This is a genomic window from Yersinia sp. 2466 StPb PI (assembly GCF_041538325.1).
GTDB lineage: Bacteria > Pseudomonadota > Gammaproteobacteria > Enterobacterales > Enterobacteriaceae > Yersinia > Yersinia enterocolitica_E.
In genome coordinates, this window is sequence record NZ_JAULSL010000001.1 from 3,963,946 (window position 1) to 3,983,568 (window position 19,623).

Below are 19,623 nucleotides of genomic sequence, written 5' to 3' on the forward strand. Positions count from 1 at the left end.
AGTTGTAGCTTCAAGTACGAAGGGGGTTTACAGGGTGAGAACTCTATGCTGCAATCCAGCTCTAATTTATTACCTGCCGGATATTGATACCAACTTATGATGCAAGCGCAACAGTTCGCGCACGAGGTACTTGAGTGGTACCAACGCTTTGGTCGCAAAACCTTGCCGTGGCAATTGGATAAAACACCTTATCAGGTATGGTTGTCAGAAGTGATGTTGCAACAGACTCAGGTTGCGACCGTCATTCCCTATTTCCAACGTTTTATGTTGCGCTTCCCTGATATCAGTGCGCTGGCTGCGGCACCGTTGGATGAAGTTCTGCATTTATGGACCGGGCTGGGTTACTACGCCCGTGCCAGAAATCTGCATAAAGCCGCCCAAACGGTTGTTGAACGCCATCAAGGCGAGTTCCCTACTACTTTTGACGAGATTCTCGCACTGCCAGGGATTGGGCGCTCAACTGCGGGCGCTATTTTGTCGCTCTCGTTAGGGAAACATTTTCCTATTTTAGATGGTAACGTCAAACGAGTGCTGGCCCGTTGTTACGCTGTTGAGGGATGGCCCGGTAAAAAGGAAGTCGAAGGCCGCCTGTGGCAAATCAGTGAAGATGTTACGCCAGCCAAAGGCGTAGGTCAGTTTAATCAGGCGATGATGGATTTAGGTGCCACGGTGTGCACCCGTTCTAAGCCCAAGTGTGAGCTTTGCCCACTGAATACCGGTTGTATGGCTTATGCTAATCACAGTTGGGCACGCTACCCCGGTAAAAAACCCAAACAGACATTACCGGAAAAAACAGCTTACTTTTTGTTGATGCAAAACGGATCGCAGGTATGGCTCGAACAGCGCCCGCCAGTAGGTCTATGGGGGGGGCTATTTTGCTTCCCGCAATTTTCTGAACAAGCCGAACTGGAGCGTTGGTTGCAGCAACAAAGTATTGCCAGCAGCAGTTTGCAGCAGTTAACTGCTTTTCGTCATACCTTCAGCCACTTCCATCTGGATATTGTCCCCATGTGGCTGAATACGGCGTCATCCCGTGGATGCATGGATGATGGTGCAGGTCTCTGGTATAACTTAGCACAACCACCCGCGGTAGGATTGGCGGCCCCAGTTGAACGCCTATTACATCAGTTGGCAAAACAGCCGAGTGACCAACATAGCTAACCCCCTGCAACTTCAAGTATGAAGGGTATAGCGCCATAGAAGAGGATTTAGCATGAGCAGAACAATTTTTTGCACATTTTTAAAACATGATGCTGAGGGGCAAGATTTTCAGCTCTATCCAGGTGAGATTGGCAAACGTATCTATAACGAAATATCAAAAGAAGCTTGGTCACAATGGATAACCAAGCAAACCATGCTGATTAACGAGAAAAAACTGAGCATGATGAATGTCGAAGACCGCAAACTGTTAGAGCAGGAGATGGTTAACTTCCTGTTCGAAGGGCAGGATGTTCATATTGAAGGTTATACTCCACCGAGTAAGTAACCACACGGGGTCTGCGCTGGCCCCGTTGTTATTCCTCATCAAGATATGGCTTGTAAGATGAAGAAAATTTTAGCTTTGCTGATAATTGCACCATTGTTAGTGTCTTGCTCAGGCAATAAGAATCAAACAGAAAACGAAGCCTATGTCAAAGATACCAACGGTTTTGAGATTTTAATGGGCCAATTTGCCCATAACATTGAAAATATTTGGGGATTAAAAGAAGTCTTAATCGCGGGTCCAAAAGATTACGTTAAGTATACGGATCAATATCAAACCCGCAGCCATATCAACTTCGATGCCGGTACAATTACGGTTGAAACCATTGCCACGACAGATCCGGCGGCTCACTTGCGTCAGGCGATTATTACCACACTTTTAATGGGTGATGATCCTGGCTCTATCGACCTCTATTCGGATGTTAACGATATTCAGATCAGTAAAGAGCCCTTCCTCTATGGGCAGGTGCTAGATAACAATGGCCAGCCGATCCGTTGGGAATGGCGTGCGGCCCATTTTGCTGATTATCTGCTACAAACCAGAATGCAAAAACGCACTTCCGGCCTGCATGTTATCTGGTCGGTCACCTTGCAATTAGTCCCTAACCATCTGGATCAACGTGCCCATAAATACCTGCCACTGGTGCGCCAGTCAGCGGAGCGTTATGGCGTCGAAGAGTCATTGATCCTGGCAATTATGCAAACAGAATCTAGCTTCAACCCATATGCGGTCAGTGGCTCTGATGCGTTGGGCCTGATGCAAGTTGTACAGCATACTGCCGGGCGAGATGTGTTCAAAATGAAGGGTAAAAGTGGCCAGCCAAGCCGTAGCTATCTGTTTGATCCAGAAAATAATATTGATGCTGGTACGGCATATCTGTCAATTCTGCAAAATACTTATCTAGGCGGAATTCAGAATGCCACCTCACGGCGTTATGCTGTTATTACCTCTTATAACGGCGGAGCTGGTAGCGTATTGCGGGTATTCTCCAGCGATAAGAACCAGGCTGTTAATATTATCAACAATATGGCTCCTGGTGATGTATTCCAAACGCTGACCACTAAACACCCTTCAGGCGAATCTCGCCGTTATCTGGTGAAAGTGAACAGCGCGCAGAAGAGTTATCACCGCCACTAGTTTTATTTATAGCGGATTTTATAGCCCAAGAAATTGGCGTTGCAGGTGGCTAATCCCCCCTGCAACGCCAACCAAGGGAAAACTGAAATGACAGGCTCCACCCACAGTGTCATTTTTTATGTCTAAAGTGTGATTGCCCGACAAAAGTGCACATTTGAATAACAACCATTCTCAATAAAATGTTTATAGTATCGCTAATCATCCTATCCCTACTATCGGCAGATTGAACAAATGGACTTTGGACTTACCCTGTTTGAAATGGTGGTAATCTTCTCCACTATGGTCATCGCTTATATCATCTTTGGTATTACAGGATTTGGTTCTGCATTAATTGCCAGTCCGATATTAGCGCTATTTATTCCTGTCGCTAAGATTGTCCCATTATTGGCAATTGTCGATATGTTTGCAGCCATTACCAATGTAGCTCGCCATAGCCGTCATGCCGACCTTGCTGAACTTAAGCGATTAGTCCCACTAATGATTATTGGTAGTCTGATCGGCGCGACGTTACTGCTACGTACTCGCCCTGATATTTTGCTACTGGCGCTCGGCATATTTGTCATTTTATATGCCATTTACGCCCTTAGCCGGCGTAAACCACAAGGACAATTCAAACCTGTTGCCGCCATTCCTTTTGGCTTGATTGGCGGTATTTTCAGCGCGCTATTTGGCAGCGGCGGGTTTATTTATGCTATTTATTTATCCGGCAGAATAGCCAGCAAAGATAATTTGCGGATTACCCAGACCACGCTTATCGGCCTGAGTACCCTCACGCGAGTTATTTTGTTTACGCTGGCAGGGGTCTACATGGACCTATCTATTTTATGGATGGTACTACTGTTGGTACCGGGGATGTTAGTTGGTTTGGTTATCGCCAATAAAATCAGTTTGGGGATAAGTCGCGACCAGCTTATCCGATTAATAAATATCTTATTGCTGATTTCCGGCACAGTTTTAGTCGCACGCTATTTAGGTTATTGATAAGCCTAATTTGTAATAACTTATTGTGAGACAGCCGATGCTCTCATCGGCTGTCTATCAGTACCTCAGTTTACGGCGTAATGACATAACCAAAGATACGCCGCCACTCTACATCACCTTTTTCGATATAAACGCCCTGCAATTCAGGCGAGAAGCCGGGCAATAAATTAATCCCCTCTTCCAACGCCAGGAAATAACGCTGTACCGCCCCGCCCCACATTTCACCCGGCACCACGCACAATACGCCTGGTGGATAAGGGAGTGCGCCTTCAGCAGCAATGCGCCCTTCAGCCTCGGCAATAGGGATTAGCTCGATATTATCGCGAATAAACTGGATATTGGCATCTTGAGGGTTCATTAATACCGGCGGTAAGCTGGCTTTGCGGAACATATCCTTTTGCAGTTGTTTAACATCATAGCTGACATAGAGATCATGCATTTCTTGGCATAACTGGCGTAGAGTGTAGCCGCGATAGCGCTCTTCATTCTTACGGTATATCGTCGGTAATACATCACACAATAAAGCATCTTGCTCCACGTAGCGCTCAAACTGAACCAGCATATCAACCAGATGTGCCATTTTTGCTGGATTTTCTGCCGGTGTTAGCAGGAACAAAATTGAATTCAGATCGCATTTTTCCGGCACAATGCCATTTTCACGCAAGAAGGTAGCCAGTATCGCTGCCGGAACACCAAATTGGGTATATTGGCCGCTGTTAGCATCGATACCCGGTGTCGTCAGTAATAACTTACAAGGATCAACCAGATATTGGTCTTGGTTATACCCTTCAAATCCATGCCAACGTTCATTAGGCACAAAATTAAAGAAACGTGTGTCATTGGCAATAACGTCCGTATCGTAATCTTGCCAATTTTTACCACCGACAGTGGGAGGAATAAATGGCCGCAACATTGAGCAGCGTTCTAATAATAGTTTACGCGTATCGATGCCCAACTTGACACAATCCATCCACATGCGGCGGCCACTGTCACCAGAATGAATTTTGGCGTTAATATCCAGTGCAGCAAATAATGGGTAGAACGGGCTGGTTGAGGCATGCAACATAAATGCATTATTAAAACGTTTATGATTACAGTGCCGTTTTTTCCCTTTGATATGATTATCTTTTTTATGTACCTGCGAGGTTTGGGAGAAACCAGCCTGCTGCTTGTGCACTGACTGAGTCACAATAATCCCAGGGTCATTTTCATTTAAATCCAGCAATAGCGGTGAGAAATCCTTCATCATCGGAATAAACTGTTCGTAACCTACCCACGCAGAATCAAATAGAATGTAATCACACAAATGACCAATAGTATCAACCACCTGACGTGCGTTATACACCGTGCCATCGTAGGTACCCAACTGAATGATCGCCAATCTGAATGGCCGCGCCTCTTCTGCTCTTTCTGGGGCAACCTCCCGCAATTGCTGACGTAAATAACGCTCGTCGAAACAATGAGCATCAATACCACCAATAAAACCGAACGGGTTGCGGGCCGTTTCCAAATAGATTGGTGTCGCCCCAGCCTGAATCAGCGCACCATGATGGTTGGATTTATGGTTATTACGATCGAACAATACCAAATCACCACGGGTCAATAAGGCATTAGTCACGACCTTATTTGCAGCCGATGTACCATTCAAAACAAAATAGGTTTTATCCGCATTGAAGACCTTAGCTGCATATTTTTGTGCATCTTTAGCTGCACCTTCATGGATCAGCAAGTCACCCAGTTTGACGTCTGCGTTGCACATATCTGAACGGAAAATGGTCTCGCCATAAAACTCAAAAAACTGGCGACCGGCAGGATGCTTACGGAAAAACTCGCCACCCTGATGCCCTGGGCAAGCAAAAGTTGAATTATTCATCTCGACATATTTTTTCAATGTTGAGAAAAATGGCGGTAATAGATTTTTTTGATATTCACTGGCGGCAGCTTCTACCTGAGCATTGTAAAAAGCTTTGTTTGCTTCGCCGAGCGTAATAATCCCCTTAATCAGAGGCAAATAATCGGCAGAAACCGTCTGTTGTGCCGTGACAGCAACAAAAGTAGGAATAGCAAAACCCAGATCATGCAACTTTGACAATATACCGGCATTGGCATCTTCAACCGACATCACCACAGCGGCAACATCAGTAAAATCAGTTTGATTGAGGTATACCATTCCCCGCTGGCTTTCTATATAAGAAGCCAAACGAGCACTTGTTGCTATTTTTAATAGTGTCATGTCACTTACTCTCAAACGGTCAGGTATGAGGCTGCCATTTTGGCATGTATATGACATCGCATAAGGTGAAGATTTTATGCAATGCCGGCAAATTGATATCTATTACGCACACGATCACTCGCTCAAATAGAAGCTAGAATAGTGAGTTAACTGGTCTTCGCATCGACCAATAGACATCAGTAAAATCAGAGATCCAGCTCTATTTTTAATAATGCCTAACAGTGAACGACAGATAGCCTTACCGCATGGAAGTAACAAGGAACTTAACAGCAGATAAACAGGAGAAATAGCATGAGAAGCGCTCATTATGCATTGAATAGTCTACTATTGTCATAACCGCCTCCTGCTTACTTAATCGAAATGATATGGATTAGAGGGATGAATAGTAACGCTAAATTTTCGCAATAATTGCATGTTTTGCCCACAGGTTCAACCTTGCAGGCCAATAAAAATGCACTTTTAGTGAATATCTAAGCCATTGTTATTTAACACACTAAAAAATAAAAAATCTATAAATCAAGTAGATGAAATATGTAGATGCACCATAAAAATTCACTTCCCAACAGTTTTCTCGCTATTTTTGCATGAAAAGAGAGCAACCGATCGCCTTTATAAGAGAAACTCATTGACGACTTGCCGCCAATACGGTTTAATGCGCCCCGTTGCCCGGATAGCTCAGTCGGTAGAGCAGGGGATTGAAAATCCCCGTGTCCTTGGTTCGATTCCGAGTCCGGGCACCAAATTCATAACCTGCTTGTTAAGGACTAAGATTTTTAACAGGCATGACAAAGTACCCGAATCATCATCGTGAAAGTAGGCTGTAACTGCTACACCTTGGTTGAACATAGGGGAACAATAAACCGGAGAATGTCGATGACAAACTTCGGTTTTATTGTGTCTTAAGGCGGAGGAAATTGACAGTTTTTCAGCGCACCTGTCAATATTCTGTTAAGGAAAGCGGTAATTTTTTCTTTCTGTTATGCCGATTTTTAAAAAAAACCTCTTTTCTCTCAAAAGTCTCTTCCAACGCCAGTCTGAGGCTATCTATATCGCCCTCAACATATTCCAGCGTGACCGCAATACTTGAATGCCCTAGCAGGGTCTGAACCACTTTCAGATTACGATCCGGTGATTTCATCATCTCAGTGGCGATCGTATGCCGAAATCGGTGTGGGCTAATCGTACAGCGACATTCGACTGAAAGCCTGCGGAAGAAAGAACGTAATGGCGGATTATCCATATTCTCAGTGACGGACTCTTTTCTCCCGTCAAACCGACTGATATTGAATAACTGATCCGCCTGATTAGCCCCCTTGTCTACCGGCAGAACAATTTTATCTGTTGGCCGCTATAAAAAAATAGGCAGTGCTATTTTGCGGACCTCGATCTGTTAATGCGACATAACTGATCAGAATAGTGGTGTTTTGAGCCTCCAGATCAAAGATGATTGATGAAAAATTCAGCAATACTGACATTTTCCTAGACTGCCTTGTTAAGGCTACTACCTTATAAGTTAATAAAGCTTATGAAACGCTTAAATTTTTCTGAATATTAATTAACATGATATATCATGTTAATTATAGGAGAATCCTTAAAGACAATCAATATGAATATTATACAATGTTCATATTGTAAGTTATTCCATTTTATGAAAATTAATAATTTAATTCCTCGTCTAAATAGATTGTTTTTAGATGACGTATTAATCATTGCTCTATGTTAGTAAAAACACAATATAGAGGTATGTAATTACTGATACTTTTTGTATTTATTTCAATGTCGTTGATATTATGAGGTAGTCATGTCTAAAAGGTTAGCTGCTGAGTTTTTTGGTACTTTTTGGTTAGTATTTGGTGGGTGCGGTAGTGCTGTATTGGCGGCCTCGTACCCTGAGTTAGGTATCGGCTTTACTGGTGTAGCACTGGCATTTGGTTTGTCTGTTTTAACCATGGCTTACGCCGTAGGGCATATTTCCGGAGCGCATTTTAATCCAGCCGTTACTTTAGGTTTATGGGCTGGAGGCCGATTTAAAACTAAAGATATAGCCCCTTATATTTTTGCTCAGGTCATTGGTGGTATCATTGGGGCCTCTATTCTATTTTTTATAGCCAATGGTAAAACTGGTTTTGATGCATCAGTAAATGGTTTCGCCTCAAACGGCTACGGCGCATATTCTCCCGGTAGCTTCTCTATGCAGGCAGCCATTGTTGCTGAGGTAGTATTGACGGCATTTTTCCTTATCGTTATTCACGGAGTGACCGATAAACGAGCTCCGGTTGGATTTGCTCCATTGGCAATTGGCCTAACGTTGACACTTATTCATTTAATTAGTATTCCAGTTACTAATACATCCGTTAACCCTGCACGTAGTACGGCAGTGGCTATTTTCCAGGGCGGTTGGGCATTACAGCAATTATGGTTGTTCTGGATAATGCCTATATTAGGCGGCATTATAGGCGGCCTTATTTATCGTAACTTACTTAGTGATAAAAATTAGCTATTCATTTAACTTAAAGTGATTTAACCTAATTAGAATAGGTAGCCATTACTTTTATGGCTACCTATTCTAGTTGTTGAACCATTGGGCACTGTTGCAAATATCCAGTGGTGATAAACGATTGTGTCGCATTAAGGTGCAGTCCGGTAACATGCTGTTTTTTTGTGATGTTACCTGCCCATGTCTCTAATCCGAAACGCCTTCCGTCGACTGCATTACCCCGCTGATGTTATCGCTCAGTGTGTTCGCTGGTATCTCGCTTATACCCTGATCCTGCGCAATCTCGAAGAGATGATGGCAGAGCGCGGCATTATCGTTGACCATTTCCACATTTCACCGCTGGGTTAGCTGGGTTATCCGCCTGGTGCCGTTGTTGGATAAGGCGTTTCGTCGGCATAAGCGCACAGTGGACCGTCGGTGGCGCATGGACAAAACCTACATAAAAATCAAAGGTCAGTGGAAATATATGTACCGTGCGGTCGATACTGCGGGTCAAACCATTGACTTCCTGCTGACCGCCAGGCGAGACGCCGCAGCCGCATTACGTTTCTTTCGCAAGGCCATTAGACATCACGGCGAACCGGAAGTAGTGACCATTGATAAAAGTGGCACCAACACGGCAGCGCAACTTTTGCTGACTAGCCTACGTTAATACGGCACAACCCTATACTGCACTGGGGATTGAAATGAAGGGAAAAACCGCAGAAGCTGGGCTTTGTGTCGCTGATGAAACAATTTACGAATGTAGATCCGTACCAGTGTGTACTGTGTGATAGCCGGATGGTTTTTAACAGTGCGTGGGCCGGTATCCGGGCAGAAGAGTTGTTGCCCCGACGTCGGCTGGAGTTCAAAACAGAGCGATGATTACGATAGGCAGCATAGGGAAGATCTGCCTGAAATTTGGATTGGTTATCAAAATGGTGTTTATTTAAATCAATCGTCAACCTCACGCTACCTGATCTGATGAAACTCATGGCCCAGTCCCCCTCTTTTGATTCTGACCTAAGGGAAAAAAATGGATCCAACTTCCTAACCATCAAGCGGACCCCTTCAACGACACAACAGCCGCTCAGGTAAGCAAATTCTGACAATCTGAAAGCAGATAAAAAGAGATGTGATACTGGAAAGCTATTTGAAATACCGTGATTGGGGACTTTATATAAAAGTACCAAAATTCAATGGAGTAAAGGCCTTCGTCATTGAACGATGGCCTGAAATTAAATTTTTCTATAAAACATCAGTGAATACTAAATTTGATTAGCATTTTGTACCAAATGGAATCCATTTACTTTGCTGAGCAGTATTACCATTTTTATAATATACTGTTCGATAGCACGTAATTGATATAAACCCATTCTGGACCTTTTTCCAAGGACCATAGATGGTTTTACCACCGCCTCCAGCATTGAACGGAACATTTTGTGCGTAGGCAGGGCCAGATGCAGCGATGCCAAAAATCATCCCAGAAATTAAAATGGATAACAGTTTATTTTTCATTAAAAATCATCCTTAATTAATATATCTACTTATGATGCCATAATAAATAATGGTTAACTTCGTTCAACTGTTCGTTGCTCAACAAAATTGATACATGCGTACTATTTTATTTTGTGACGTAACGTAACGGCCATTTTTGTAATAGTCGCGACTACAATATCTCATAAGTGGCATGTTTTTCGATAAAACCACTCTTTTCCAGGACGTCCAGCCAGTTTTCCCCATTTTCCCGCTACTATCAAAAGGAACGTTCTGAGCAAAAACTGGAGCCATTGTCCCCATAATTACACCAGATACTAAAAGTGATAATAAAAACCCTCTCATCCTTGCCTCTTTTTCATCCAATTAAATTGTAAAATATAAAAACCAAAAAGAACGCGACTAATTTAAAACTAGAGTTTAAATTACAAAGCTAAATTTCAGTCGTATATTACCCTCCATTGGAAAGTTAAGCACTACACTCAACATGAAATAATTTCACTTATTGATAGGATAATGGCTATTAGATAATAATTCAGACAATTCCAATCTCTGCACTAAGCACTAGTTAAACTTTTATACGTCCCGTATAAATAGCTATATTTAAGATCGACGTATTCTTATTTTCCCCACGAACTGTGGATGAGTGACTAAGTGAAGTTATGTTTTTAAACTGTTTTGGCTCTGCTGGTTAGCCCAGTGGAAGCTAAGTGGCTCTGTTGCATGAAGCTGTCGTCGGTTAACATACAGTTTTAAGGTGTTATTTGAAATGTCTCTGATAAGAAAAGCCTTCAAACGTCTGCACTACCCGTTGATATTATCGCCCAATGTGTTCGCTGGTATCTCGCTTACGCCCTGAGTCTGCGCAACCTAGAAGAGATGATGGCAGAACGCGGTATTATCGTTGGCCATTCTACCCTGTATCGCTGGGAACCCCTTTGCTATATAAGGCTTTCAGTCGGCACAAGCGCAGCGTGGGACGTCGGTGTTTACGGCCAGTGGAAATACCTGTGTCATGCTGTGGACTCCAATGGCCAGACTATCGACGCTCTATTGACCGCCAAACGTGATGCCCCCGCAGCCCTGCGTTTCTTCGGCAAGGCCATTCGTCACCAGGATAAACCCTAGGTAGTCACTATCGATAAAAGTGGTGCTAACACCGCAGCTTTGCCCACGCTCAATGCCGACAAACCCGATGAGGAAGCGATTACCGTCAGGCAAAGTAAGATCCTGAACAACCTTGTCGAGCAAGATCACCGGAATATCAAACGTCGGATACGCACGATGCTGGGATTCAACTCCTTTCGACGGGCACAGACCTTGTTGGCGGGTATTGAGCTGGTACAGATGATACGCAAAGGACAACTTCATCATCCTGCTGGCGACGGATTGTCACCGGCAGAACAATTTTATCTGTTGGCCGCTATAAAAAAATAGGCAGTGCTATTTTGCCGACCTCGATCTGTTAATGCGACAGGGCCAATTATCCCACCCATCGATGAGGAGAGTCACCGGCTCTCATTATTTGCAACAAGCCCATGGGATCGTCGCCTCTATTCTTCTGCTGTCTGAGTAATAAACCAGCGTAATGAATTCAACACTTTAGTTTCAGACATCTTGGCTCTGTTCTCATCAACCAACTTCATTAATACTAATCTTGCAGTATAAATATCCAAATGCGCTTTATCAGCCAACTCTCTGGTTTTTGGCCAACTGCCCACTGGGGGGACAGATCCACCAAACTGTTCTTTCAGAACATTACAAGTTTCTTCCAATATGCCCATGACTTCTTCTTTACGTAGATTATTAGGTTTCATTGACCTCGCCTCAAACAATATATTTATTAAAAATGCATTGTTTTTATTATTTATATTTTCTATACCCGCGCAAAACATTCCCTGTAAATTTAAAAGATAACTTTCAAATCCAGCGAGAACTTAACTTATTTACTTCGCATGGCTTTGTAATGCTTATTTAATTGTCATGATTCCCAAATCAGAATTAACAACTAAGCACAGTTTTAGTACCAGCGTACAGACCAGAGAATAATAGCACTCTGAAAATGCCGACCTGTGAATGGGGTCGTGCTTTACTCCTTCGGCCAAAATGGAGATTTATCTTACCATCATCTTATTTTTGCAATAGTGCCGTATTGGATTTAGTAACTAATTAACTTTTTGACTAATTTTGTTCGATGAAATTTTTTAGGAGGTTCACTTGAAGTTAAAAAAACAATTAACATGTTTTTAATTGTTTTTATAGATGCTGTCTTACAAAGTATACAATCAGCCACAACGGACAAATAGCTATAGCCTCCCATCTTTTCATTTTTTCTACCAAGCACTATAATAAAAGAAAGGGGACTTGACTTCCTTATTTTTTCAATGGTTTTAAATGAATCAAAAAGAGAGCTATTATCTACATCCAGGATATATATATCTCTCTCATCTTTTTTTATATATTTGTTATCTATCAATACATATTTATCTGCATTAATACTTATTTGTTTTTTTTGGATTGACATTATTTCTTTAAGGATTATCTCTAGTGAAAAGCGTGTCAAACTACAATAGCCTGAAATAATAACCCGCATAATACGACGCATCCTTTCTCTACTATTCTATCTATATTAAAAATGGACTATAACTTATTTTCGGTGGATGAATAGTGGCACCGAAGTGCCACTATTCAGCTTGTGTCACTCTTATTAGAAGTTGTATTTCACCCCTAACATCACTGCAGTATCGCTGTAACCTTTGTCGCCCAATTGCTGGCCAACGTTACCCCAGACATTCAGTTGCTTGTTCAATTGCCCCTCAACACCCACTTTCAGTTCACCGATATTCTTCGCGCCAGCTTGTTTCACTTCAACGGCGTTCATATTGGTGCCAAAATCTTTGGTGTTGTGGATCCAGTTGGCTTCCACAAACGGTTGGAACTCGCGATCCTTGCCATTATCACTTTCGTGGTGGCCTTTCATATAAGAACGCAGCCCCAGACGGGTCTGGATATTACCGTCGCCTTGACCACTCACCTGAGTACCGTTTGCTTCACGGTGCTCGTCAGCCTTCACACCCATCCAGGTGATTTGGGCTTTCGGCTGGATAAAGTACGTTTCGTTCTTAGACTTATTCTCGCCGATCTTAAAGGTGTAGCCGCTCTCGACCGACGCGGTGATCCCTTTCGATTTATACTCTTCCGTCGCCAGACCGTCGCCCTGCACGCTATTGTTAAACCAGCTGTACTGCGCCCAACCGTCAACATACAAGCCCGACTTGTCTTCGTCGTTGGCATACCAGGTGCTGTACACCCCGGCGGTGTAACCATCAACCGAACCACTCGACTTATAGCCCGATTTCGCGTGGGTGTCGCTCTTGCTATTACCGTAACCGGCCATCACACCCAGGTGTAAACGGTCCAGACCATCGTTGCTCCACTGGGCGATATCGCCACCCAATTGCATCACATAGCGGTTGCTTTGGGTTTTCAACTGACCACTGGTGTCACGTGAACGGTTATGTCCGCCTTCGTTACGCAGCCACATGCTGGTCACTTTCTGCTCGCCAGTCAGGGCGTCGATATACTGTGTTTCACCCAAACGATCGTGCAGACGCGTCACAAACATAGTGTTGGCTGCGGCCAGGTTCGCGGTGTAGCTGCCGGCTTCAGGACGTTTAGTTTCCTCGCCTGGACCCGCCGGGTTTTCCGGGTCGACCGGATTTTCTGGATCAATCGGCAAATTGCTCAGGCTGGTCAAATACCAGTTACTGGCGTTTGAACCCACCCCACGTACGAGTGAGTAATCATATGCACCCGCTACGATACGGCCAGGGTTCACAAACTCACCGTCGGATTGACCATTCACCTGAATGAGCTCAATACCGTTTAAGGTTTTAGCGCCCGTACCGCCCGCATTATCCACACTAACATTGGTGGTGCCGCTGGTGTTGCCGTTCACAATCATGCTGTCGGTGGCCGAGTTATCGTCACCCAGCGCGGTGTTGAAGTGCAGCAGACCGTTGTTGCCAATATAGTTACCGTTGACCACTAACTGGTTACCGGTGGTGCCGGAGCCGTCACTGGTCTTGTTACCGATAAATACCGTGCCGCTGTTGGTTAAGTCAGTGCCAACGGTAAAGATATTACTGGCCGGCGCCAGGCGAGCCAGACGGCCCATCGCCGGTACCATCGGTGCCGCTGGGTTGCCCACAAACAGCACGCCCTGGTTATCAACCGCGCCCGCTACGCCACCAAAACCGCCCATAAAGGCACCGCTGGCTATATTCACCTGCTGGCTTGCCAGCGTCATGGGGTCAGCACTGCTGCCTAACATCAGGCCACCCGCATTGATATCTGTCTGGCCGGTATAGGCCGCCGTTTGAGTCAATGACAGCGTACCGTTGCCGTTTTTAGTCAGGCTGCCACTGCCGCTAATGCTGTTGGCCAGCAACCAGTCACTCGCACTATTGAGCACCAATGCGCCGTCGTTGGTGACCGCCGCCGTCCCCAGATGTTCTGCCTGAGAAGCAGTTAACTGGCTGCCGTTCGTGATAGCAAACAGGCCACTGAACAGGCTGTTATCACCGCTCAATGTGATGTCGCTGCTATCTTCCAGCACCACACTGCCAGCATCACTGATAGCATTTGCTAACTGGCCCGCAGCCCCTTTCAGTGTCAGCAGACCGGCGTTAACGATATTGCCATCGCCCAGACCCGCTGCATTGTTCAGTAACGCTTGTGCGCCACTGGCAATATTAGTCACCGCGCTCAGGCCAGTATTGGCACCCTTAACGCTCAGCACATTGGCGGCAATTGTCAGCGCGCCACTGCCGGTCAGTTCACCCTCAGACACACCGCCCTGACTCAAGGTTAAGCTGCCACCATTGAGATCAACCGTTGAGCCCGCAGTACTGTTCAGTTCGCCCACGGTTTGGCTGTGACCCTTCATGTCAAAGGCGGTATCTGCTGCCAGTGATAACAGCGAGGTATTCCCCAACACATTATCATTCAGCATCTGTAAGGTACCGCTGCGTACATCGGTAGAACCGGTGTAATCATTGTCCAGATTGGACAGTGTTACCGTATTTCCTGCACCGGTATCAATCGCCAACTCACCACTGCCCGTCACTTTGGCACTCAAATCCGCCGCAGGACCGGTTTTATTGGTGGCATACAGCGCCAGTGCATCTGCACCGCTGCCCAGCAGTTCAACTTCGGTCAGGCCGTAACCGATATACAAACCGTCGTTACCCGTACCGCTGCTCAGGCGATAATCGTAAGTGCCTTTGGCGACCGTGGTGCCATTCTGTGCAATATCGGCCGTGGTGGCATCGGTAATGACATTACCATTCTGGTCTTTCAGCACCAGATTGCCGCCATTGCCTTGCACGGCCACATCACTCACCGCCAGTTGCAGCAAGGTATTGGCGTCATCCTGCTCCATGATGGGCAGCACAGGATTGACCGGCGTCTGGCTGTTGTCGACGCTGTCGATGTCCACCACCACCGTCCCGGTGCCCAGTAGGTTCATCTCTTTGGTGGTATGGATAGTGCTTTTCGCCACCGTCTCACCCGGAGTGCCGGTGTTAAATTTCACCGTACCGCCGTCAAAGGCCAACCCACCGATAGTTTGCACACCGTCACCGACGGTGGTGATACTGTCCGCGCCCAGTTTCAGGGTGGCATTCACTAATGCTGCGGTGTTATCCGCCGCCAGTTCAAAGGTGGCGTGACCTAATGCCAGTACCCCGTTAAAGGCGTTCTGTGCCGCATTGGCCGTAAAATCAAAGGCATTACCGGCGGTATTAACGGCCATCGTGCCGAGGCCGTTCAACTTGCTGTTAAAGCTCACGGCATTCAGGTTATTAACCTGCAACAGACTGCCGTCACCCAGATTAAAACCGGTGTTGGCATTGTCATCCTGACTGTCACCCAGCGCCAGCAGCACATTGTCCAGTGTCAGCGTTGAGTTATTGATCAGGTTGATGTATTCCATATTCTGGATGGCATCAGCATCACTCAGGGTATACAGCGAACTGTCCAGCGTCAGCGTATCGCTGCCGGTACCGCCGTTCAGTGAGCTGAACACGCCGGTATCGGCTAATGTCAGCCCTTTCAGAATGAAGGCATCATCGCCGCTGCCGGTGGTGAAGTCAGTGCCTTTACTGCCTTGCATCAGGGTCACGGTGTTGTTGCCCGCTAACAGATCCACCTTGCCAACAATTGTGCCACCCGTGGCGTTGGTAAATGCCAGACCCGTCCCAGTATTGGTTACGACAGCCTGCTGCGTGGCGCTGTTGGCTTGAATGGTACCGCTGTTGACGAAGCTGGTGACATAACCGTTATTGATGTCCACCACCGGGCTGGTGAGTGATGTTGATATCAGGTTACCGGACTGCTCGACACGGCCGGTAGTGCCTTTGACAATCAGGGCTGCACCGCCTGCGGCATCATTGACGTTTACGCTGGCACCGGTTTTCAGATCCTGACGGGAGTTGGTGACAATCCCTTTGCCCGCGGCTGAATTGACGTTAATCACCAGACCGGCCGAGTCGGACATGTCCAGCGTATTATCGGTGATGGTGTCGCCGGTGTTGGCAAACAGAATACCGGTACCGCTGCCGTTGACATTGATCGTGCCAGAGTTGGTTGCCGCCAGGGAGGCACCGGTACGAATACCTGCACCATTACCCACCGTCAGCGAGGTGTTTTTTAACTGAATGCCGGTAATTTCCGCTTTGTTTTCAATCGCATTACCTGTGCCGCCCGCCGTCATGGTGATGGTTGCGCCATCCACGGTCAGTGCTGTGGCACCGGTATCAAGCAGTACGCCATGGGCAGTGCCGCCCGCTTTGGTTTCACCGTTACCGGATAAGGTCAGGCTCGCACCCGCACCCAACAGATAAGCGGCGGTGCCGTCGGTTGCGTTAACGGTACCGCTGTTATTCACGGTAGAGTTAGCGCCCTGAATATTGACCGCAGTCCCATTGACTGTGATGAGGTTTTGGTTGGTCAGAATCCCGCCGTCTACCAGCACGCCAGTACTGCCTGCTTGTGTAAAATCAATGGAGCCATTGTGGATAAGCTCACCGCCATTACGGGCGATATAGCCATAGGCACCAGATGCGGTGTTACCGGTAGTCAATACCGCCGAACTGGTTAAGACAGATTTTCCGGTAGCACCGGTGGCAATACCATCCAGGCCGTAGTAGTTGCCATCGACGATCCCGGCAGTAGCCCCATCACCGCTCAATTCTAGGCTGGCATCTGCTGTGATGGTGCCGCTGGCGCCACCCTCGACTTTTACCCCAGTAGAGCCCTCGCCAGACAGGACCATATCTAACGCGCCGGAGTTAAATGTACTGCCAACACCGGTGACTTGAATAAGAGAAGAATCTTTACCGGTGGCATTCATGGTTGAGGCAGTGGTCCCGATAAAGCTGGCACCCTTATCAACGCGATACAGTGTAGAGCCTTCGGTTGAAACCGTTTCATCACCCGTGGCAATGTTATTGACGCTAGAGCCGGTACCGTAAATCAGGTAGCCCACCTGTTTGGTGCCGGAGACAAACTCAACCTGGCCGGTACCGGAGACATTAATGGTACCTTTATCTTCAGCAACCACCCCGATAGCCCCATCGCCCGCCAGCTTTACCTCACCAGAGAGATTAGCCACCGCGCCCGCACCAACCGCCTGAATACCGTAGTTCGCCAGTTTAGTGGCAGCATCAAGCCCGTTATTTACATAAACGTTACCGGCGTTAGTGGCTGAACTGTTGGTCAGTACTTTAATACCGACGGTATTGATACCATTTATAACGATATCACCATTATTGAAGATATTCGTGGCGTTAGCGCTGGAAGAGATACCGATATTCTGTCCTGCATTTTGTCCAGATACAGCACCAGCACCGTTGAGCTCAATAGTGCCGTTTTGATTGACTACTGTTCTCGCTCCTTGTGCAGCAATAGCTGTAGAGTTTTCAGTTTTGCTGCCAATCACGATTTTACCGGTCGCACTATTGGTAAAGGTGGCGATATTGCTCAAGTTAACGGTATCTTGCAGTAATCTAACGGCATAAGACTGAGTCTTAATGGCCAGGTCAGTGACCACGTCAGTTAACGAACGTTGTGATTGACGGCCCACATAGACGGTACCGTTATTTTCAAAGGTAGAGCCTTTCTGAACACTCACCCCCTCATTCAAATAACCTGCTGCAGGAGACAAATCGATAGTTGAAGCAATATTGATCGCGCCGTTATTGACGAAGGATGAGTTGCCATCGATCACCGCCGCGCGAGTATAAGCGCTTGCCCCACGAGAAGCGGTATTAATCACACCATTGTTGGTAACTGACGAAGCTCCATTAGCTAAAATAGCGGTATGACTGCCGTTAGCTATGTACAACGGCAATGTTGAGGTAGGTGTGGGCTTGAAGTCCAGCATCTCAGGATTAGTCCCTGCATCCAGTACCCCAGTAGTGTCAATAATAACCGTACTGTCAGTGGCAAAAATAATATTGGTACCACGAACTGTTGCAGAAGTTGACCCCAAAGTCCCGGCGTTATTCAGGGTTGCACCGTCTTCCAGCCGCACCAGTGAAATATCCGTATTGAACGCCTGAATATTGGCATCAGCACCAATATTCACAATGGCATGCTGACCATCACCATGAATAAAGGCAACACGGTCAGAATCGACAATGTGATTTACGGCATCATTAGCATCAATCCCCATATCAAGATAGATCGGGGTGACTTTTGGTGAAGTATTGGAACCGTTAGTGAAATAGGCCCGCGCCAGCTCGGCTTGATAACCTTTGCTGTCCAGCACGATCGCACCACTTTTAATACCTGCAATCAAGTCATTGTTGTATTTTTGGAAATCAGCAAAATTTTGAACATTTTGGGCCCCTAAATAGGGACTGGTGAAGGTACCGACGAAGTCATCAAGCACCGAATTGGCCACCGCGGTACTACTATCGCGAATGTTATTATTGTTATTACCCAGGTTGACTACAGTTTTGGCGTTATAATTTAAGACTGTATTCTGGGCCGATGTAGTAGAGTCAACATAGAATCCTGAAGAAGTTGTTGTCGCCGCTTCACTTTTCAGGCTGCCTTTAAGAATGGCGTTAAAATAGTTATTGCTGTCATTAACCCAACCTGCGGCCGTGCTACCGACAGCCACGGTCAGATCACTGCTATCCTGCACATGGAATAAGTTGCGATTCACATACTGGCCATTTTCACCAACCGCATAAGAAACAGGTACCACAAAATCGGCAAGCGGTTTAATTGACATCGCAGTACTGCTATACACATTAATAGTAATTAATGCGCCAGTGCCTTTCGGGTCAAGGAAAGTTTCAGTAACCATCTCACCTAAGTTGAAAATGTTTTTACTGATCAGATTCTCAGCACCATAGAGGAAGTTCCCCGGGGGAATATCACCCAGTTTACTGTTTTTAAAACCAATATCGCCCTTAGCGATATTGCTAAAACTGCCTACTAAGGTATTGCCAGTCCCTGTGAAGGTCTGTTCAAATTCTACATCAGGCGTAAATACCGGTACGCTAATATCTGCGGCAAAGACAGAACTCGCCCCTAATGTGAACATCAAGGTGATGGCAATTTGGCTCAGGCGAGAGGGGGTCGTTAAACCTAAAGTTGTATCGACAGTTCCTGAGCAAAGTGACTTAGTTTTTTTTCCTGATTTAGAGATTTCAGATGCAACGTCATAGCGGCCTAAGGCACTATTCCAAATGACTTTAAATACTTTATTCATGGTGTACTCTCATTAGATTTAGGCCTGAC

General features: G+C 46.0%; 11 protein-coding genes, 1 tRNA gene and 3 pseudogenes. 9 read left to right on the forward strand and 6 right to left on the reverse strand.

Translation table 11 applies throughout. The features are described 5' to 3' along the window. Positions 1–96: 96 nt before the first annotated feature. From mutY to Q2T72_RS18075, 4 genes are all read left to right on the forward strand, one after another. Positions 97–1,161 carry an A/G-specific adenine glycosylase gene (mutY, locus tag Q2T72_RS18060; protein WP_372569600.1) on the forward strand — a complete coding sequence of 355 codons (1,065 nt, stop codon included), beginning with the start codon at positions 97–99 and terminating at the stop codon, positions 1,159–1,161. Between the two features lie 52 nt (positions 1,162–1,213). Then, positions 1,214–1,486 carry an oxidative damage protection protein gene (locus Q2T72_RS18065; protein WP_083162670.1) on the forward strand — a complete coding sequence of 91 codons (273 nt, stop codon included), beginning with the start codon at positions 1,214–1,216 and terminating at the stop codon, positions 1,484–1,486. 57 nt (positions 1,487–1,543) lie between these two features. Then, positions 1,544–2,620: a membrane-bound lytic murein transglycosylase MltC gene (gene mltC / locus Q2T72_RS18070; RefSeq protein ID WP_372569601.1), complete on the forward strand. Its 1,077-nt coding sequence runs from the start codon at positions 1,544–1,546 to the stop codon at positions 2,618–2,620. A 231-nt stretch (positions 2,621–2,851) separates the two neighbouring features. Further along, positions 2,852–3,601, forward strand: a complete 750-nt coding sequence (locus tag Q2T72_RS18075; RefSeq protein WP_083162668.1) for a sulfite exporter TauE/SafE family protein — start codon at positions 2,852–2,854, stop codon at positions 3,599–3,601. 70 nt (positions 3,602–3,671) lie between these two features. On the opposite strand, the gene speF is transcribed toward Q2T72_RS18075, so the two are convergent. Beyond that, on the reverse strand, positions 3,672–5,834 hold the full coding sequence (speF, locus tag Q2T72_RS18080) for an ornithine decarboxylase SpeF (RefSeq protein WP_372569602.1): 2,163 nt from the start codon (positions 5,832–5,834) through the stop codon (positions 3,672–3,674). Between the two features lie 664 nt (positions 5,835–6,498). Here speF and Q2T72_RS18085 point away from each other — a divergent pair. Beyond that, positions 6,499–6,574, forward strand: a tRNA-Phe gene (locus tag Q2T72_RS18085). A gap of 197 nt (positions 6,575–6,771) precedes the next feature. Here the strand turns inward: Q2T72_RS18085 and Q2T72_RS18090 are convergent. Beyond that, a pseudogene (locus tag Q2T72_RS18090) lies at positions 6,772–7,155 on the reverse strand (site-specific integrase); the annotation flags it as partial. A gap of 480 nt (positions 7,156–7,635) precedes the next feature. Between Q2T72_RS18090 and aqpZ the strand changes: the two are divergent. The 3 genes and pseudogenes from aqpZ (at position 7,636) to Q2T72_RS18105 (ending at position 9,195) form a co-directional block, all read left to right on the forward strand. Further along, positions 7,636–8,331 (forward strand): aquaporin Z, encoded by a 696-nt coding sequence (gene aqpZ / locus Q2T72_RS18095; RefSeq protein WP_083162652.1) that lies wholly within the window; start codon positions 7,636–7,638, stop codon positions 8,329–8,331. Between the two features lie 180 nt (positions 8,332–8,511). After that, positions 8,512–8,974 (forward strand): annotated as a pseudogene (locus Q2T72_RS18100) (IS6 family transposase); the annotation flags it as partial. Between the two features lie 83 nt (positions 8,975–9,057). Further along, positions 9,058–9,195, forward strand: coding sequence for a hypothetical protein (locus Q2T72_RS18105; RefSeq protein ID WP_193784780.1), 138 nt, complete (start codon positions 9,058–9,060; stop codon positions 9,193–9,195). A gap of 393 nt (positions 9,196–9,588) precedes the next feature. Here Q2T72_RS18105 and Q2T72_RS18110 read toward each other — a convergent pair whose 3' ends face one another. After that, a complete protein-coding gene (locus Q2T72_RS18110) occupies positions 9,589–9,828 on the reverse strand; it encodes a hypothetical protein (RefSeq protein WP_083162650.1) in 240 nt (79 codons plus the stop codon). 748 nt (positions 9,829–10,576) lie between these two features. Between Q2T72_RS18110 and Q2T72_RS18115 the strand changes: the two are divergent. Next, positions 10,577–11,244: pseudogene (locus Q2T72_RS18115) on the forward strand (IS6 family transposase). Between the two features lie 116 nt (positions 11,245–11,360). Here Q2T72_RS18115 and Q2T72_RS18120 read toward each other — a convergent pair. From Q2T72_RS18120 to Q2T72_RS18130, 3 genes are all read right to left on the reverse strand, one after another. After that, positions 11,361–11,624, reverse strand: a complete 264-nt coding sequence (locus Q2T72_RS18120; RefSeq protein ID WP_083162648.1) for a faeA-like family protein — start codon at positions 11,622–11,624, stop codon at positions 11,361–11,363. Positions 11,625–11,965: 341 nt separating this feature from the next. After that, positions 11,966–12,412 carry a hypothetical protein gene (locus tag Q2T72_RS18125; protein WP_127891219.1) on the reverse strand — a complete coding sequence of 149 codons (447 nt, stop codon included), beginning with the start codon at positions 12,410–12,412 and terminating at the stop codon, positions 11,966–11,968. 102 nt (positions 12,413–12,514) lie between these two features. Continuing rightward, positions 12,515–19,594 (reverse strand): autotransporter outer membrane beta-barrel domain-containing protein, encoded by a 7,080-nt coding sequence (locus Q2T72_RS18130; protein WP_372569603.1) that lies wholly within the window; start codon positions 19,592–19,594, stop codon positions 12,515–12,517. Positions 19,595–19,623 lie beyond the last annotated feature (29 nt).

Coding starts and splice junctions, on each gene's coding strand:
- mutY (WP_372569600.1), top strand. CDS start 97: ATGATGCAAGCGCAACAGTTCGCGCACGAGGTACTTGAGTGGTACCAA.
- Q2T72_RS18065 (WP_083162670.1), top strand. CDS start 1,214: ATGAGCAGAACAATTTTTTGCACATTTTTAAAACATGATGCTGAGGGG.
- mltC (WP_372569601.1), top strand. CDS start 1,544: ATGAAGAAAATTTTAGCTTTGCTGATAATTGCACCATTGTTAGTGTCT.
- Q2T72_RS18075 (WP_083162668.1), top strand. CDS start 2,852: ATGGACTTTGGACTTACCCTGTTTGAAATGGTGGTAATCTTCTCCACT.
- speF (WP_372569602.1), bottom strand. CDS start 5,834: ATGACACTATTAAAAATAGCAACAAGTGCTCGTTTGGCTTCTTATATA.
- aqpZ (WP_083162652.1), top strand. CDS start 7,636: ATGTCTAAAAGGTTAGCTGCTGAGTTTTTTGGTACTTTTTGGTTAGTA.
- Q2T72_RS18105 (WP_193784780.1), top strand. CDS start 9,058: ATGAAACAATTTACGAATGTAGATCCGTACCAGTGTGTACTGTGTGAT.
- Q2T72_RS18110 (WP_083162650.1), bottom strand. CDS start 9,828: ATGAAAAATAAACTGTTATCCATTTTAATTTCTGGGATGATTTTTGGC.
- Q2T72_RS18120 (WP_083162648.1), bottom strand. CDS start 11,624: ATGAAACCTAATAATCTACGTAAAGAAGAAGTCATGGGCATATTGGAA.
- Q2T72_RS18125 (WP_127891219.1), bottom strand. CDS start 12,412: ATGCGTCGTATTATGCGGGTTATTATTTCAGGCTATTGTAGTTTGACA.
- Q2T72_RS18130 (WP_372569603.1), bottom strand. CDS start 19,594: ATGAATAAAGTATTTAAAGTCATTTGGAATAGTGCCTTAGGCCGCTAT.